The sequence below is a fragment of the Nocardia salmonicida NBRC 13393 genome (assembly GCF_001613085.1).
Taxonomy (GTDB): domain Bacteria; phylum Actinomycetota; class Actinomycetes; order Mycobacteriales; family Mycobacteriaceae; genus Nocardia; species Nocardia salmonicida.
Genome location: NZ_BDBR01000009.1, coordinates 188,547 through 204,230, shown reverse-complemented (window position 1 = coordinate 204,230; position 15,684 = coordinate 188,547). Strand labels below are relative to the sequence as shown.

Genomic DNA, 15,684 nt, shown 5'->3' with positions numbered 1-15,684 from the left:
CTCACGCGGAGTCCTGACCGTGATTCAGCTAATCTCTCAGCGATACCCGCGCCGCAACCGTCCAGTTGTACAGGTACTTGCGCCGTTCCAACCCCACCATCACCGCCTCGGCCACCCGTACCCCCACCCCACCATTCGCCTCGCAAATTCGCGCGGTTGCGGCAGCGGCCTCAGCTTCCAACCCCTCGTACATCGGGTACCCAATCGTCACGTGAGGCGTGGACGACGAATCCCGAACTGGCGCATCAGGGAGGACAGACAGGGTCGCGCTGCGGAGCGCACCTCGCAGTGTTCGTATCTCGGCTGTCGGTGACACACCGAATCCTATCGCCCCGCGTAGCTTCGCTCCCGGTGCCGCCGTCACCGTGAACGGTGGGATGTACTGGCACGCCACCCGCGCGGTCTCCGCAATGGCCCCAATCTGTTCGGGGCTGGCAGCGCCGTCGAAAGCGATGCGGTCCAACGTGAGGTGCAGGCCGTCGACCGGGGTCAGCGCGAAGTAGTCCGTGTCGATCGCCTGCTGGCATGCGCTGGTCAGCGCATGCAGTTCCGGCGCGTCCTCGAACGTCAGGAACCAGTAGTAGCCAAGCGGCCCGTCCTCCGGCTGGATGGGCGACCAGCGCGGGCTATCCATCCTGGGGATTGGCGCTGTCGACCAGCATGTCGCGGATATCCCGAAGCGCCGGGGTATCACCCCACCGAGCTGTGGCGTCCTGTACGAATTCCATTCCACGGCGGCGAACCTGGATCATGGGCGTACCGCGGGACGGGTCAAGCGCACCGAGCATGATCTCCGCTGCGGCATCCAGATCAGCGTCTTTGCTCAGGACATGCGACCGTGCCACGTCGATCTTCACGAGCGACCGGCCCCAGGGCGAGCTGGTTTCGCTCATCTCGGCCAAAGCGTGATTCGCGTACGTTTCAACTTGGTCAGGCATCGCCAACGAAAGGTACGCCGTGGCCGCGTTTCCGGCCACCTGGGCAGGGCTGTAGCTTTCCAGCGCAATGCTCGATGGCACCCCGGCCGGCGCCCCGTAATGCTCGAGGAGTTCGTGTGCGTGCCCGACGGCCCGGTGGACGCCCGCCGTATCTCCGAGCTTGCCCTTTGCCCGTGCGACGCCGTTAATCGCCAAGCGGGCCATCTGTGGACCGCCGTCTGCGCGGGCAAGGCCATCCTCGGCGAACTGGAGCGACTTGTCGTAGTCGCCCGCGTAGTACTCGCAGAAGCTTTGCATCCCACGCGCCCATGCCGCGAGATTGTCGTCTTCGGCGTGGTCGCCAAGCTCGTAGGACTCAGTGCAGTAGGCGCGGGCCAGTGAGAAATTTCCGTGGCCGACCGCGATGTACCCAAGCAGCCCGGAGGTTTCGCTCGCCACCCGACACAGCTGCCGTCGTTGCACTGGGTGACTGCACTGATCGGTGAGTTCGTCGAGCCACAGGCGTTGCTTCTTAAGTGCTGGAATCAGGTTGGCCGGATTCAGCGTCTCATACTGGGCGATGCTCAGGCGGGTGCTGGCGTGCAGTTGGTCGATGATGGCCGGGTCGACTGAGCGGCTCAGGCGTTGGATGCGGGCAAGCACGGTCAGGAGTTCGTCGGAGATTCCGGCGTCGGTGACGGCAACCTCGACATGTTGGACGTCGCCAGTGGGAGCAGGGGCGGCGTCGGCTCCGTCGCCATGACCGGATAGCCGTCGAGTGATTGGGTGGCGGTGCCGCCATGCCGGTTCTCCCTCGGCGACAATTTGCGCAAACCGCGCGCGGTCTTCAGCGGATGCTCGCTGCTGGTAGGTGGTATCCAGGATGGCCTGCGTTGCCGACCGCGGCCTGACCGAACTCAGGCCGCTCCGCCAGTTCGTGACGGTGGTGGTTTCGACGCCAAGGAGAGTGGCGAACTCGCGGATGGAATGACGCATTGCTTCTTGGAGCGCGGCTGCTTCAAAACCGGTCCATTCCCGCCCTCGCACCATCTGCGCCTACCTACATTTTTGGCCCTGAACTGGGCAAACCCCTACGGTACGCCCACAGTACCCCCACAACGCGCGGGTCCGCCCGAAACGGCCTGTAGCGCAAGGTCAAAGGGGTACCCGGTACCGGGCGACGCCGTACCCCTTACAGCGCACCGGCTTGCCCGTGGGCGGTTGGCCGGTGGTGAAAGCCCCCGGTACCGGGTACCACTGCCCGTTTTCGTCCGTTCGCCCCGGAGCTTCCCGAACCCATGGCTTCCATGTACTCACTTGCCATGTACCAGCTCATCGCGATGGTGCGGCGGGAGGCGCACGAGCCTCCCGCCGCACCGTTCACGGTCAAACAGGCACACGCCGTCATGCAGATTCATGTGGCCTGCCGAGCGAGCCGTTGCCCACGCAAGGAGGCCGCAGTCGTCACGCTTGTTGCCAGTGGGCGAATGGTGTTGTCGCCGAGCAAGCCTCGGTGAGCTGCGATGACGCGACTACCGACGCAGCAGATTCGACATATCCACATTGAGGCGGAATCGCTGACGCTGGACTACTACGCCAGCGCGGAGCAAGCGCAGAACGTGGCCGATGTTCTGGCGCAGGGATATCCGGAGCTGGTGGTGACGGTGGACGACGAGGTGCGGCCGGGGATGCGGGCTTTGCCTTGTGGTGGGTTGTCCGGGGACGACAGGACAAGGTGTGCGATCTGCCACATCTACCCGCCGACCAAGTCGAAACGGCCATTGCCGAGCACTACGCGACACTGCGGCTCCCTGACGATTTTCGGGCGTCAGTTCGCCGCCTGCTCGACGAGACCCTTGCCGACGAGCAATCCAGCGTCCGCACAATGCACGCCACGCTGGCAGCGCGCCTGGCGGAGCTTGACGCCAAGGAGGAGCGCCTGCTCGACCTCGCCGGCGACGGAACCCTCGCCCAAGCCAAGATCAAGGCACGACTGCGAGCCATCGAGAGCGATCGAGCGCATGTGCAACTTCGCTTCGGTGCTGTGGAGGCCGAACTTGCGGTGGGGGTGGACGTCATCATTCAGGCACTGGACCTACTGGCAAATCCATGCGAGCTGTATCCAACCCACACCGACGATGTTCGGCGACAGCTCAACCGTGCGTTTTTCGAGTACCTGTACCTCGACATCGACGGCGTCAAGACCGACCAGCTGCACCAACCGTTCGCCGACCTGCACGGCACTATGGGTGCTCGTACCGGCCGCGACAGGTTACCTACAAGCTCGGCCGACGACTGGCCCAGAGATGCCAAAAGCGGCCCTACCCTCCGCGAAGTCCTTGTGGACCCCGGTTCGAGTAAGGCCGCCGTGGTGGAGCTGCCGGGAATCGAACCCGGGTCCTCCGCCGCGTCTTCAGGGCTTCTCCGTGTGCAGTTCGCTATGCCTCTGCTTGGATCTCCAAGTCTCGCGAACAAGCCTGGATGACGATCCCAGTCGCTGTTTGATGTCCCCTTCGACTCCGCGACCGAGCCGAACGGTAATTCCCTCTAGCTGATGCCAGTACCCGGGTCGAGGGACGAACCCGGACTGACAGAGACGACCTGGCTACTTAGGCAGCGAGGGCGTACTCGCGCTGATTGGAATCGGCGCTTAATTGGTTGCAGCGACGCTTACGGTGGTCTCTTGCCTGCACCGACACGCTTCCCCTGAATCAACGTACGCAGTCGAAACCGTTCAGCCCCGTACGTGCCCGCACCATGCGGGCTAGTCATATTAACACCGGCGCGGCCTCGGTTCTTCCCATTATTTCTGCCAGCTCGCGGTGTCGTCGAAGTGATCTTGTAGCGAACCCTGCCAGATAGCCTCGGCGAATCCGGGTGGGACCGCCGGTGGAGGCGGGTACTGTTCTCGATCGGCCGCCCCGGAACTGTGAAATGTACTGGGCGACTGGAGCAAGGAGTTATCTCATGGCATTCACCAGTCAGCGTGGACTGCGCCGATTCGCGGCGATCCCGGCTGTTGCGAGTCTCGTGCTGGCCGCGGCCTGCTCGTCGGGCGAGTCCACCGCGGCGCCGGGCGTCACCAGCACGCCTTGCCCCGGTTCGGTGAACACCGATCGCGGTTGCATCTACCTCGGGGTGCTCGCGGATCTAGAGAACGGGCCGTTCACCCCGCTCGGCACCTCGATGAACGACGGTCAGGTGGCGTTCTGGAAGCAGGTGAACGCGGCGGGCGGCATCGGTGGTTACGACATCGACATCAGCACCTATACCCGCAACACCTCCTACGATCCGCGCACCCATCGCAGCGCGTACGAGGAGATCGAGCCGAACGTGCTCGCGTTGTCGATGAGTTTCGGGACCGCGCAGACCGTGGCGATGCTGAATCAGATGGACGCTGACGACATGGTGAGCACCGCGGCCACCCAATGGTCGGGCTGGAACTATCGCAGCGCCGACCGCAATCTGGTGCTCAGCGCGGGCTACTCCTACTGCACCGAAGCGGTCACCGGGCTCGACTGGTTCGCCGAAACCCATTACACGCCACGCAACATCGCCGTCGTCGCCTATCGCGGCAACTACGGCGGCGACTACGCAAGTGGTGCGCTGAAGTGGGCGCTGGCCAACGACGCGACCATCGCCGATCGCATCGATACCGGGCCCAATGCCGAGGTCGGCAATCAAGACGGGCCCGTGGCGGAGATTCTCGAGGCGGCACCGGATCTGGTGATGCTGGCCACCGGGCCCGGCGAGACCGCGGAGATCGTGGGCAAGCTCGTGAAGTCGGGTTTCACCGGCCGGTTCCTCGGCTCGCTGCCCACCTGGAACGCGGCACTGCTGCAATCGGCGGCCGCGCCCGCGTTGACCGCGCTCTACAACTACACGACCCCGGTCGACAGCTGGTCCGGCAACAGCGTGGGCGCCAAGCACGCCCGCGACGCGATCACCGGTGAACCCGCCAACTTCGGTTACTCGCTGGGCTGGGCGATCACCTATCCGCTCAAAGCCCTGCTCACGACCGCGGCGGCCAACGGCGAACTCACCCGGGCCGGCCTGCGGCGAAGCGTGGGATCGATGAAACCCGATGGTGAGGGCATGGTCGTGATTCATCCGGCCGGTGCGGCCGAACCCGATCTGGAAACGGAATGGTCGGCGGTGTTCGAACCGGACAAGGCGGAACCGATGGGAGCCAGGGCCGTGAGCGTCGGCTATCAGGGCAAGACGCTGACCCGACTGGGCCTGCACGAGCCCTGCACCCGGCTGTAGGGAGTCAGTTCACGGCGATCATGGCGACCGCCGTGAGAGCGAGCACCATGCCGGCCTTCTGGGTGGCGCTGATGCGTTCGCCGAGCAGGACCATCGCCAGCAGCACGGTCGCCGCCGGATACAGCGAGCCGATCACACTGACCACCGAGAGCATCGCGCCGTGGAAGGCGTAGAGCAGTGCGGCGTTGGCGATCACATCGAGCACGCCGACTGCCAGGGCCAGGCGCAGCGGTTCGCCGTGCAGGCCACGGAATTCACCTGCTGCCAGCGCCGAGGTCCACACAACCGCTGTCGCCGCGACACGCTGGGCGAGCAGAGGCCACAGGCCGGCACTCGCCTCGGTTTCATGCAGGAAGTAGAACGCGAAACCGAAGGCCGCGCCCGAACCGACGGTGAGAAGCGCGACTCGGCGGGTGAAACGCAGTTGCCTGCCGCCGGTGATCTCCTCGGTGGTTTCGTCGGGCGCCTCCCGGCTGACGAGCACCACCGCGACCAGAGCGACGGCGATGCCCGCGATCGCTACCGACCCGGGCCGCTCGCCGAGAAAGAATCCGGCGAGGACCGGGATGCCCGCGACCAGCACCGCGGTGAGCGGGGACACCACCGACATGGGTCCGTCGGCGAGCGCGGCGTAGAACCACCACACCGCCAAGCCGCTGGCCACGCCCGCGGCCAGGCCCCACATCATCGACGCGGTATCGGCGTGCCCGCCGACCAGCGGCGCGATCAACAAGACCAACAGCACCGAGAACGGGTACGACACCACGACCACCCGCAATGCGGTGACCCTGCGCGCCGCGATCCCGCCGAAGAAATCGCTGACTCCGTAACCCGCCGCCGCGACGAGGGCGAGCACGACCGACAGCACTAACGCATGCCCTTGACCCGCCGACCTACTTCGCGGGTGACCTCGCGCTCGGCCTGCTTGCGAGCCAGATCCTGACGCTTGTCGTAGTCCTGCTTGCCCTTGGCGAGCGCGAGCTCCACCTTCACCTTGCCGTCGGAGAAGTACATCGACAGCGGCACCAGCGTCTGGTTGCCCTCGCGGGACTTGCCGACCAGGTGCTCGATCTCGCGCTTGTGCAGCAGCAGCTTGCGGGTGCGGCGCGGCGAATGGTTGGTCCAGGTGCCGTGGCTGAACTCCGGGATGTGCAGCCCGCGCAGCCAGACCTCACCGTGGTCGACGGTCGCGAAGGCGTCGACCAGGGAGGCCTTGCCTTCGCGCAGGCTCTTCACCTCGGTGCCGACCAGCGCGATCCCCGCCTCATAGACGTCGAGGATCGTGTAGTTGTGCCGCGCCCGGCGGTTGGTCGCGATGACCTTGCGCCCCTTTTCCCTCATAACGGTCAACTGTAAGTGACGGCGCCAGCGCTTTATTCCATGGCTGACTCAGACCCGCGCGGCCGCTCTGGCCATGGCGCGGTCACGCTGCTCTTCGAAACGGGCCGCCTTGACCTCGAGGTCGAGCAGGTAGGTGTGCAGCTCTTCGCGCGCGAGTTCGCCTTCGGGGCCGAAATCGGTGCGCTCGAAGACCCGCCAGGTGCGCAGGGTCGGACGCAGGACGACGTCGAGGTGCTGACGCAGGTCGTAGACGCCGTGCTTGGCCAGCATGACCGCGTTGCGGCGGAAGTTGGGCTGGTTGAGACCGGGCATCTGGAACCGCAGGATCACGTCGGTGATCGCCTGCATGGCCGCGTCGGGGGTGAGCTCGAGGGCCGCGGCACAGAGCTTGCGGTAGAAGACCATGTGCAGGTTCTCGTCGGCGGCGATGCGGGCCAGCATGCGGTCGGCGACCGCGTCGTTGCACAGGGCGCCGGTGTTGCGGTGGCTGATTCTGGTCGCGAGTTCCTGCAGGGTGACGTAGGCGACGCCTTTGAGGAATTGGGAGCCCTTCTCGGGCTTGGCGATCCCCGCGGTCATGTGTGCCATCCTGGCCTCTTCGAGCGCGACCGGGTCGACGGCGCGCGTCACCACGAGGTAGTCACGCAAGACGATGCCGTGACGGTTCTCCTCGGCGGTCCACCGGCCGACCCAGGTGCCCCAGGCGTTGTCGAAGCCGAAGGTGTCGGCGAGTTCGCGGTGGTAGGAGGGCAGGTTGTCCTCGGTGAGCAGGTTGGTGATCATCGCCGCCTTGGCGACCTCGCTCAGTCGAGACTGCTCGGGGTCCCAGTCGTCGCCGCCCATGGCCGCGAAGTTGCGACCCTCGTCCCACGGCACGTAGTCGTGGGGGTGCCACATCTTGGCCTTGGACAGGTGGTCGTTGAGGTTGGCTTCGGCCGTCGGCTCGAGCTCGGCGAGGATGTCGCTGTCGGACAGGTGGAGCGTCATGGGTCGACGTTACGAGGCCGGAGGTCGGTTCTCTGCCTGATTGCCGAGATTTCCGCGACTACTCATCATGCGGTCGACACCGCGGCGATGATCGGTCACAGCCTCCCCTGATGGGGGCCGAAGCCACCGACGTGCAGCGGCACCGATTCCCACTGGGCGCGGTCGGGGGTGAGGTCGCCGACGACGAGCACGCCCGCATCGAAGAATGCGCCTCTGGCTCGGGCGATGTGGTCCTCCGAGGTGACCAGGACGACCGAGCGCAAACCCCTTTCGGCCAGCATCGATGCCGTGTTGCGGGCATTGGCCACCGTCGACTCGGCCTCGGATTCGCGCAGGATCCGGCTCTGGTCGATGCCTGCGGCCACCAGCCAGTCGGCCATTGCGTCAGCTTCGGACAGACCCGCTTGTGGATTGCCCCCGGTGACGATGATCGGCGACCAGGGTGCGAAGACGGCCTGGGCCAAGCCGGCGCGCAGTCGTCGGACCAGCTCCTCGCGCATCGTGCCCTCCGGTGTCAGGCCGTAGCCGAGCACCACCACCGCGGTATCGGGGCCGTAGATGCCGGGCAGGACGGGCGTGCCCAAAACCCGCGCCAAGTCGAGACCGGGTGGGGCCGGTAGGTCGGCACCGGCGGGGACCGGCACGAAGGCCAGTCCGGTTACCGCTATCGCGGCGCACACCACACGCTTACTCCAAGTCCACCGCACCATTGCCGTCGCCTCCTCGAGCTCGGGCCGATCCACAGTGATCGGTCCCGCTCGGCAACGGTGCACCGGGGAGGCATCGGCAGGTATCCCTTTGACCTGCGGCTACGACAACTCACATGCGCATGTCGGCCGATTCTGGTGCAGGGCATCGCAAAATTTCCGGAATCGGATGTCGGGTCGAGGTAGCGCACGATCGAACGGCAGGCACCGCAGCGATCAGCGGAGTACGACCATCAGTGAGGCAGCACTGAATCCGACAGCGGCGCATAGGAAATTGCCGAAACGTGGGCGATCGGTCGGTGGGCCGCGGACGTCAGCCCGGGCTCAGCACGAGGTAGAGGACCAAGGCGGTGGTGAAGATCGCGATCAGCGCGATGGTCGACCAGCGTGGCCTGCCGCGGTGGATCACGCCGTGGTGGGCGCCGAGCAGGCTGGGCGCGACGACCGGGTCGATGTGGCGGTGCGGCATGGGAGGTGTCGGGGCATCGGCGCCCGGACTCGGGCTGCTGCCCGACGTATCGTCGTCCGAGCCTTCACCATTCGCCATGACTCGACAGTAACTCGGGGTCGTCCGATTCGGTGCGGGTTCCTTTCCGCCGCGCGTGTACACCCTTGTGGGCGGCGCGGGGCGACAGCGGAGGTGCGCCCTACTCCTCGCCCAGCGTCGCCAGCACCCCCTCCCCGTAGCGGGCCAATTTGTTCTCGCCGACGCCGGCGACGGTGCCGAGTGCGGCGAGGTCGGCGGGTTTGCGCGCGGCGATCTCGCGCAGGGTGGCGTCGTGGAAGACCACGTAGGCGGGCACGCCCTGTTCCTTGGCGGTGGCGGCACGCCAGGCCCGCAGCCGCTCGAACAGTCCGACGTCCGCGGCGGGCAGGTCGACGGTCGCCTTGGCCGATCGCGAGCTGCGTGCGGGCCGGGCGGCGCGTTCGGGCTCACGCCGCATCGGCACCTTCCTGCCCTCGAACAGCACCTCGTTGCTCTCGTCGGTGAGTGCGAGGACGCCGTATTCGCCCTGTACCGCGAGCAGGCCGCCCGCGAGCAGCTGCCGGACCACACCGCGCCATTCGGTATCGCGCAGATCGGTTCCGATGCCGAACACCGAGAGCTCGTTGTGGCGATGCTGGGTGATCTTCTGGTTGGTCTTGCCGAGCAGGATGTCGACGAGGTGGCCCGCGCCGAAGGATTGTCCGCGTTCGCGTTTGAGCCGCAGCACCGTGGACAGCAGCTTCTGGGCGGGCACCGTGCCGTCCCAGGTTTCGGGTGGGTTCAGGCACACGTCGCAATTGCCGCAGGTGCCACCGGTCTGGCCGAAATAGTTGAGCAGCCGCGCGCGACGGCAACCAACCGTCTCGCACAGGGCGAGCATGGCGTCGAGGTGTAGTTGCAGCTGCCTGCGATGCGCGGCGTCGCCCTCGCTGGAATCGATCATCTTGCGTTGCTGCACAACATCATTGAGGCCGTAGACCATCCAGGCCGTCGACGGCAGACCGTCGCGGCCCGCGCGGCCGGTCTCCTGGTAGTAGCCCTCGACCGATTTGGGCAGGTCGAGGTGGGCGACGAAACGCACGTCGGGCTTGTCGATACCCATGCCGAAGGCGATGGTGGCGACCACGATCAGGCCGTCTTCGCGCAGGAATCTGGACTGGTTCTCGGCACGGGTCCGAAAGTCCAGGCCCGCGTGATAGGGCACCGCGCGGATGCCGTTCTCGTTGAGCATGGCCGCGGTCTTCTCGACCGAATTGCGCGAGAGGCAGTAGACGATGCCCGCGTCGCCGGGGTGCTCGGCGCGGATGAAGTCGAGCAGCTGACGGTCGGCGCGGTTCTTCGATTCGATCCGGTATTGGATATTGGGTCGGTCGAAGCTGGAGATGAACTGCTTCGCGGCGCCCAGATCGAGCCGTTCGACGATCTCGGCGGCGGTCTTCTCGGTGGCGGTCGCGGTGAGCGCGATGCGCGGGACATCGGGCCAGCGCTCGTGCACCAGCGACAGCGCGAGGTAGTCGGGCCGGAAGTCGTGGCCCCACTGCGACACACAGTGCGCCTCGTCGATCGCGAACAGCGCGATCTTGCCGCGGTCGAGTAGCCGCAGCGTGGCTTCCAGTCGTAGCCGTTCCGGCGCCAGATACAGCAGGTCTAGATCGCCCGACACGAACTGCGCCTCCACGGTTCGCCGCTGATCCGGCGACTGGGTGGAGTTGAGGAACCCGGCCCGCACGCCGAGAGCGCTCAGTGCGTCGACCTGGTCCTGCATGAGCGCAATCAGCGGAGAGACGACGACGCCGACGCCATCGCGCACCAGCGAAGGGACCTGGTAGCAGAGGGATTTGCCACCGCCGGTCGGCATCAGTACCAGCGCGTCGCCACCGCCCACGACCTGTTCGACGATGGCCGCCTGGTCGCCACGGAAGCTGTCGTAGCCGAAGACACGGCGTAGCACTTCGTCGGCGGTTTCGCCGCGATCGGGAGCCGCGACCCGGCCGGGGGTGGCCGGGGTGAGATCGTCGAAGTGGAAGCCGCCGGTATCGGCGAAGTCGTGCTCGGAGACGTAACCGCCATCGGACGGATACGCGTCGTCGGGTGGGAAGTCTTCGGGCGGGAAGTCGTCGACATCGGGGGCTGTGGCGCCGGAATTGCTCACCGGGCCATCCTACGAGCGAGCGCCGGTCGTGCAGCCCGTCGACCGGAGCCGACGGCGGCGGATGCCGAAGTTGCTCACCTGTGGATAACTCGATTCACCCCCGCAAACGGGGCAGGACCTCGTCGTGGAGCAGCCCGTTCGTCGCCACGGCGTCGCCGCCGTGCGGACCGGAACGCCCGTCCAGGGAGGTGAACGTGCCGCCCGCCTCGCGGACCAGGATGTCGAGGGCGGCCAGATCCCACAGGGAGACCTCCGGCTCGGCGGCGATGTCCACCGCACCCTCCGCGACCAGGCAATAGTTGAAGAAATCGCCGTAGCCGCGAACTCGCCAGACCTCGTCGGTGAGATCGATGAGCTTCTCGCGCAGGCCGCGCTCGTGCCAGCCGGACAGACTCGAGATGGCCAGGCTCGCGGCGTCGAGGTCGGCGACCGCGGACACCGAGATCGGCTTGGGCGCCCCCGGGTGGACCTGCACCCACGCACCCGAACCGGCGGCGGCCCACCAGCGCCGACCCAGTGCGGGCGCACTCACCACGCCGACCACCGGAACGCCGTCTTCGAGCAGGGAGATCAGGCTGGCCCACACCGGCACGCCGCGGACGAAGTTCTTGGTGCCGTCGATCGGGTCGACTACCCACTGCCTGCCGCTGAACTCGGCGTCTCCACCGAATTCCTCGCCGAGGACGGCGTCGCCGGAGCGCTCCTCGGCGAGGACGCGGCGGATCAGCTGTTCCACCGCGAGATCGGCATCGGAGACCGGGGTGAGGTCGGGCTTGGAGTCGACCTTCAGGTCGACGGCGCCGAAGCGCTCCTGTGAGATGTCGTCGGCCTGGTCGGCCAGTCGCAGGGCAAGGTCCAGGTCAGCGGAGTAGGCAGCCACGCGGAGAGTGTATTCGCCGAGCCGTGCGAGAACGGTGGTCAGGCCACGACCTCGGCTGTTTTCGCGGCGACCAGGGCGCTTGTCCACCAGTGCAACTGATCGAGCAGTGCCTCGGCGGCGCCTTCGGGCTCCTGCGGGTCCCGGAGGCTGCCGTTCTCGTCGAAGAGCATGTAGTAGCGCGGGAACGACACGTAGTTACGCACGGTGTGGGCGTTGAGTTCGTTGAAGACCTGGCGCAGGTGCTCGATCGCCAGGAGTCCACCGGAGCTGCCGCTGTACCCGACGAAGCCGATCGCCTTGGCGTCCCACTGGGTGAAGTGCCAGTCGATGGCCGCTTTGAGGGCTGCCGGGTAGCTGCGGTTGTAGTCGGGGGTGACGATCACATAGGCGTCGGCGGCGGCCAGTCGGTCGGTGAGGTCGCGCATGTCGGCCGGGCGCACCGGGTCGGGGTCCAGCGCGGGCGGCGCGGCGGGCAGGGCGGGCAGCGCGGTGTCGGCGAGGTCGATGATGTCGACCTCGAAGCGGTCGTCGACCTGCTCGGCGAACCAGTTCGCGACCACGGGGCCGAATCGGCCTTCGCGGACACTGCCGATGATGATCGCGAGCTTCAGTGTGGACACGATGTTCTCCTCGTCGTCGAACCGGCCCGATCGGCCGGTGCCACCAAATCTCGCGGATCGCGAGTGTCGCAGGGAGACCACGCTGAGAGTGGTAGTGGCACGGCCACTCTCCGGTGCGCCGGGCTGGGTACCGTCGATGAGGTGAGCGACAACGAACTCGGGCTGTTCCTGCGGACCCGCCGCGAGGCGGTCTCCCCCGCCGAGGTCGGGCTGCCGGTCGGTCAACGCAGGCGCACGCCGGGTCTGCGCCGCGCGGAGGTCGCGATGCTCGCGGGCGTCAGTGTCGAATACCTGATCCGGCTCGAACAGGGCCGCGACAGTCATCCCTCCGCCCAGGTGTTGTCCGCGCTCGCCGAGACGCTGCGGCTGAGTCCTCGCGAACGCGTCCACCTGCACCAACTCTCCAAAGGCGCGTCCGGTTTCAGTTGCGGCGCCGCCGAGCAGGGGCCGAACCGCACGGTGCGCCCCACGATCCTGGCCGTCCTCGCCCAGCTCGAACCGGCGCCCGCCGCGATCACCAACCGATTCACCGAGATCCTGGCCTGCACCGAGGGCTATCGGAAGCTGATGGCGCCCAGTGGATTGTTCGAGCAGGGCGAACCCGCCAATGTCGCTCGATTCGTGTTCACCCATCCGGGCGCCCGCGAGCTGTACCCGGAATGGGACGCCGCCGCCGACAAGCTGGTCGCCTCGCTCAAGCAGGGCCCGTTCCGCGCCGACCCGATGGTCGCCGCCCTGGTCGACGAACTCACCGTTACCGCTGGCAGCGCCTTCACCGATCGCCTCGCGACCCTGCCCGGTCTCCCGCCTTCGGGTGGGATCAACCGGCTCAGCCATCCCGAGGCGGGCACGCTGCGGCTGGCCTACGAATCGCTGGATCTGTCCATCGACGACGACCAGTCGCTCTACGTCCTGCTCCCCGCCGACGAGGCCAGCGCGACCGCCCTCGACCAGCTGGTCGGACGCCGCCCCGGCGGCCTACGGTCCATCGCAAGCTGAGCCGATTGGGCGCGGTGTCGGAGGCGACCGGTAGCCTAGGAAATCGTGCATCCTGACGTTATCGCCGACCTCGCAGAACTCGACACCACGCTCAAGACGGTCGAGTCGGTCCTCGATGTCGAGGAGCTACGCCGCCGCATCGACGAACTCGAGCACCAGGCCGCCGATCCCGAGCTGTGGAACAACCAGGAACACGCCCAGCAGGTGACCAGTGAGCTGTCGCACGCGCAGAGCGAACTCCGCCGCGTGGAGGACCTACGCCAGCGCTTAGAGGATCTGCCGGTGCTCTACGAACTGGCCGAGGCCGAAGAAGACGCGGCCGCCGCCGAAGCCACCGCCGACGCCGATGCCGAGCGCGCCGCACTGCGCGTCGACGTCGAGGCGATGGAGGTGCGCACCCTGCTCTCGGGCGAGTACGACAAGCGTGACGCGCTGGTCAACATCCGTTCCGGCGCCGGCGGCGTCGACGCCGCCGACTGGGCGATGATGCTGATGCGCATGTACATCCGCTGGGCCGAGCGGCACAAGTTCCCCGTCGAGGTCTACGACACCTCCTACGCCGAAGAGGCGGGCCTCAAGAGCGCCACCTTCGCGGTGAAGGCGCCCTACGCCTACGGCACCCTGTCGGTGGAGATGGGCACGCACCGCCTGGTCCGGATCAGCCCGTTCGACAACCAGGGTCGCCGCCAGACCTCCTTCGCCGAGGTCGAGGTCCTGCCCGTCGTGGAGACGACCGACCACATCGAGATCCCCGAGGGCGAGATCCGGGTCGACGTGTACCGCTCGTCGGGCCCCGGCGGCCAGTCGGTCAACACCACCGACTCCGCGGTGCGCCTGACCCACATCCCCACCGGCATCGTCGTCACCTGCCAGAACGAGAAGTCGCAGCTGCAGAACAAGATCTCGGCCATGCGCGTGCTGCAGGCCAAGCTGCTCGAGCGCAAGCGCCAGGAGGAGCGCGCCACGATGGACGCGCTCAAGACCAACGAGGGCGCCTCGTGGGGCAACCAGATGCGCTCGTACGTGTTGCACCCGTACCAGATGGTCAAGGACCTGCGCACCAACCACGAAGTCAACAACCCCACCGCAGTGCTCGACGGTGACATCGACGGGTTCATCGAATCCGGAATCCGTTGGCGGATGCGCGATCAGGACGACGCGTAGCCAGCGATTCGCTCACAAACCGTGCGCTTCAGCACGTTTGACCGCACGCCGTGACCGACCTGTAACCTTTCTGGTGTGCGTTCGACCGAACCGAAACTGTGCCTGTGCAGGTCCATGAAGGAGACGCGATGACCGACGTCCTCGCGGCCAGCAGCGGACCCGAGATCAGCGACTGGATGCGTTCCAGCGGACTCGAAATCGTTCTGCTGATCGTCGGCGCGATGCTGTTCGGCCGATTCGCGGCGTTCCTACGCGACCGGGTTACCACCAAGATCGACTCGGGTTTCCAGACCAGCGATGCCCTGGTGCGCACCGAAGCGGCCAAGCACCGCCACGCGCTGGCCCAAGTGGTCACGTGGGTGGTGCTGACCATCGTGTACGTGCTGGTCGGCATGGAGGTGCTCCGCAGGCTCGGCTTCGCGGTGACCGGACTTGTCGCGCCCGCGGCGGTGCTCGGCGCCGCGCTCGGTTTCGGCGCGCAGCGCATCGTCCAGGACATCCTGGCCGGGTTCTTCCTGATCACCGAGCGCCAATACGGCTTCGGTGACGTGGTGCAGATCTCGGTCACCGGCTCCGCCGAGGTGGCCGAGGGCACCGTCGAGGACGTGACTCTGCGCATCACCACGCTGCGCAATTCCGACGGCGAGGTGATCATCGTCCCCAACGGGCAGATCGTGAAAGTCACCAATCTGTCCAAGGACTGGGCGCGCGCCGCGATCGACGTCCCGGTGTCCGCGCAGGCCGACATCACCAAGATCAACGAGATCCTGCACGCGGTCTGCACCAAGGCCTACGAGGATCGCCGCCTCAAACCGCTTCTGCTCGACGAGCCGTCGGTGATGGGTGTCGAGGATCTCTCGCTCGAGGTGATGAACATCCGGATGGTTGCCCGCACATTGCCAGGCAAACAATTCGAAGTGGGTCGCGAACTGCGCGTACGCGTCGCCGCGGCCCTGCGTAAGGAGGGAATCAGTGAAACCACGTAAGTCCACAGCGATCCTGATGGCGGCGTGGCTGTCGACGTTCGTCGTGTATCTGTTCGTCAAGCCCACCGATACCACGGCCGAGGGCCCGACGACGTTCCTCAATGCCGTCCCGACCTGGGTGAATTCCGAACCCGAGCGCTGATCGGCGCGTCGCGTCCGGCCGGGACGCCCCCATCGC

General features: G+C 66.7%; 16 protein-coding genes and 1 other RNA gene. 5 read left to right on the top strand and 12 right to left on the bottom strand.

All coding sequences use genetic code 11. From position 1 onward, the window contains the following. Nucleotides 1-28 precede the first annotated feature (28 nt). The 4 genes from NS1_RS10775 to ssrA form a co-directional block, all read right to left on the bottom strand. Nucleotides 29-634, bottom strand: coding sequence for a 2'-5' RNA ligase family protein (locus tag NS1_RS10775; RefSeq protein WP_062983801.1), 606 nt, complete (start codon nucleotides 632-634; stop codon nucleotides 29-31). After that, nucleotides 627-1,967, bottom strand: coding sequence for an NsdA family TPR-like regulatory protein (locus tag NS1_RS10770; protein WP_494516188.1), 1,341 nt, complete (start codon nucleotides 1,965-1,967; stop codon nucleotides 627-629). The genes NS1_RS10775 and NS1_RS10770 overlap by 8 nt, the downstream gene beginning before the upstream one ends. Nucleotides 1,968-2,745: 778 nt before the next feature. Next, nucleotides 2,746-2,940, bottom strand: a complete 195-nt coding sequence (locus NS1_RS10760) for a hypothetical protein (RefSeq protein WP_062983796.1) — start codon at nucleotides 2,938-2,940, stop codon at nucleotides 2,746-2,748. A gap of 346 nt (nucleotides 2,941-3,286) precedes the next feature. Then, nucleotides 3,287-3,659, bottom strand: a transfer-messenger RNA (tmRNA) gene (gene ssrA, locus NS1_RS10755). A gap of 225 nt (nucleotides 3,660-3,884) precedes the next feature. Between ssrA and NS1_RS10750 the strand changes: the two genes are divergently transcribed. Beyond that, a complete protein-coding gene (locus NS1_RS10750; RefSeq protein WP_062983793.1) occupies nucleotides 3,885-5,183 on the top strand; it encodes an ABC transporter substrate-binding protein in 1,299 nt (432 codons plus the stop codon). Nucleotides 5,184-5,187: 4 nt separating this feature from the next. Here NS1_RS10750 and NS1_RS10745 read toward each other — a convergent pair whose 3' ends face one another. From NS1_RS10745 to NS1_RS10710, 8 genes are all read right to left on the bottom strand, one after another. Next, a complete protein-coding gene (locus tag NS1_RS10745) occupies nucleotides 5,188-6,051 on the bottom strand; it encodes a DMT family transporter (protein ID WP_174562641.1) in 864 nt (287 codons plus the stop codon). After that, entirely contained in the window at nucleotides 6,051-6,524 is a 474-nt protein-coding gene (gene smpB / locus NS1_RS10740) for an SsrA-binding protein SmpB (protein ID WP_056812582.1), read from the bottom strand. The genes NS1_RS10745 and smpB overlap by 1 nt, the downstream gene beginning before the upstream one ends. Before the next feature lie 48 nt (nucleotides 6,525-6,572). Then, nucleotides 6,573-7,511: an acyl-ACP desaturase gene (locus tag NS1_RS10735; RefSeq protein ID WP_062983791.1), complete on the bottom strand. Its 939-nt coding sequence runs from the start codon at nucleotides 7,509-7,511 to the stop codon at nucleotides 6,573-6,575. A 95-nt stretch (nucleotides 7,512-7,606) separates the two neighbouring features. After that, complete coding sequence (locus NS1_RS10730) at nucleotides 7,607-8,221, bottom strand: YdcF family protein (protein WP_157125164.1); 615 nt, start codon at nucleotides 8,219-8,221, stop codon at nucleotides 7,607-7,609. 310 nt (nucleotides 8,222-8,531) lie between these two features. Further along, entirely contained in the window at nucleotides 8,532-8,765 is a 234-nt protein-coding gene (locus NS1_RS10725; RefSeq protein WP_062983787.1) for a WLR motif membrane protein, read from the bottom strand. Between the two features lie 100 nt (nucleotides 8,766-8,865). Then, a complete protein-coding gene (gene recQ, locus NS1_RS10720; RefSeq protein ID WP_084503642.1) occupies nucleotides 8,866-10,857 on the bottom strand; it encodes a DNA helicase RecQ in 1,992 nt (663 codons plus the stop codon). Nucleotides 10,858-10,951: 94 nt separating this feature from the next. Then, nucleotides 10,952-11,737 carry a histidinol-phosphatase gene (gene hisN / locus NS1_RS10715; protein ID WP_062984094.1) on the bottom strand — a complete coding sequence of 262 codons (786 nt, stop codon included), beginning with the start codon at nucleotides 11,735-11,737 and terminating at the stop codon, nucleotides 10,952-10,954. 38 nt (nucleotides 11,738-11,775) lie between these two features. Beyond that, nucleotides 11,776-12,357 (bottom strand): NADPH-dependent FMN reductase, encoded by a 582-nt coding sequence (locus NS1_RS10710; protein ID WP_062984092.1) that lies wholly within the window; start codon nucleotides 12,355-12,357, stop codon nucleotides 11,776-11,778. A 141-nt stretch (nucleotides 12,358-12,498) separates the two neighbouring features. Between NS1_RS10710 and NS1_RS10705 the strand changes: the two genes are divergently transcribed. From NS1_RS10705 to NS1_RS39950, 4 genes are all read left to right on the top strand, one after another. Next, nucleotides 12,499-13,356, top strand: coding sequence for a helix-turn-helix transcriptional regulator (locus NS1_RS10705; RefSeq protein WP_062983785.1), 858 nt, complete (start codon nucleotides 12,499-12,501; stop codon nucleotides 13,354-13,356). 45 nt (nucleotides 13,357-13,401) lie between these two features. Further along, on the top strand, nucleotides 13,402-14,520 hold the full coding sequence (prfB, locus tag NS1_RS10700; RefSeq protein WP_056812604.1) for a peptide chain release factor 2: 1,119 nt from the start codon (nucleotides 13,402-13,404) through the stop codon (nucleotides 14,518-14,520). Between the two features lie 128 nt (nucleotides 14,521-14,648). Continuing rightward, nucleotides 14,649-15,506, top strand: a complete 858-nt coding sequence (locus NS1_RS10695; protein WP_056812606.1) for a mechanosensitive ion channel family protein — start codon at nucleotides 14,649-14,651, stop codon at nucleotides 15,504-15,506. Then, nucleotides 15,493-15,648, top strand: a complete 156-nt coding sequence (locus NS1_RS39950; protein ID WP_156677405.1) for an Rv3103c transmembrane domain-containing protein — start codon at nucleotides 15,493-15,495, stop codon at nucleotides 15,646-15,648. Before NS1_RS10695 ends, NS1_RS39950 begins: the two co-directional genes overlap by 14 nt. The last annotated feature ends 36 nt before the right edge of the window (nucleotides 15,649-15,684 follow it).

Excerpts from the sequence above, each read along its gene's own strand:
- NS1_RS10775 (WP_062983801.1), bottom strand. The coding sequence starts at position 634 with ATGGATAGCCCGCGCTGGTCGCCCATCCAGCCGGAGGACGGGCCGCTT.
- NS1_RS10770 (WP_494516188.1), bottom strand. The coding sequence starts at position 1,967 with ATGGTGCGAGGGCGGGAATGGACCGGTTTTGAAGCAGCCGCGCTCCAA.
- NS1_RS10760 (WP_062983796.1), bottom strand. The coding sequence starts at position 2,940 with ATGCGCTCGATCGCTCTCGATGGCTCGCAGTCGTGCCTTGATCTTGGC.
- NS1_RS10750 (WP_062983793.1), top strand. The coding sequence starts at position 3,885 with ATGGCATTCACCAGTCAGCGTGGACTGCGCCGATTCGCGGCGATCCCG.
- smpB (WP_056812582.1), bottom strand. The coding sequence starts at position 6,524 with ATGAGGGAAAAGGGGCGCAAGGTCATCGCGACCAACCGCCGGGCGCGG.
- NS1_RS10735 (WP_062983791.1), bottom strand. The coding sequence starts at position 7,511 with ATGACGCTCCACCTGTCCGACAGCGACATCCTCGCCGAGCTCGAGCCG.
- NS1_RS10730 (WP_157125164.1), bottom strand. The coding sequence starts at position 8,221 with ATGGTGCGGTGGACTTGGAGTAAGCGTGTGGTGTGCGCCGCGATAGCG.
- NS1_RS10725 (WP_062983787.1), bottom strand. The coding sequence starts at position 8,765 with ATGGCGAATGGTGAAGGCTCGGACGACGATACGTCGGGCAGCAGCCCG.
- NS1_RS10695 (WP_056812606.1), top strand. The coding sequence starts at position 14,649 with ATGACCGACGTCCTCGCGGCCAGCAGCGGACCCGAGATCAGCGACTGG.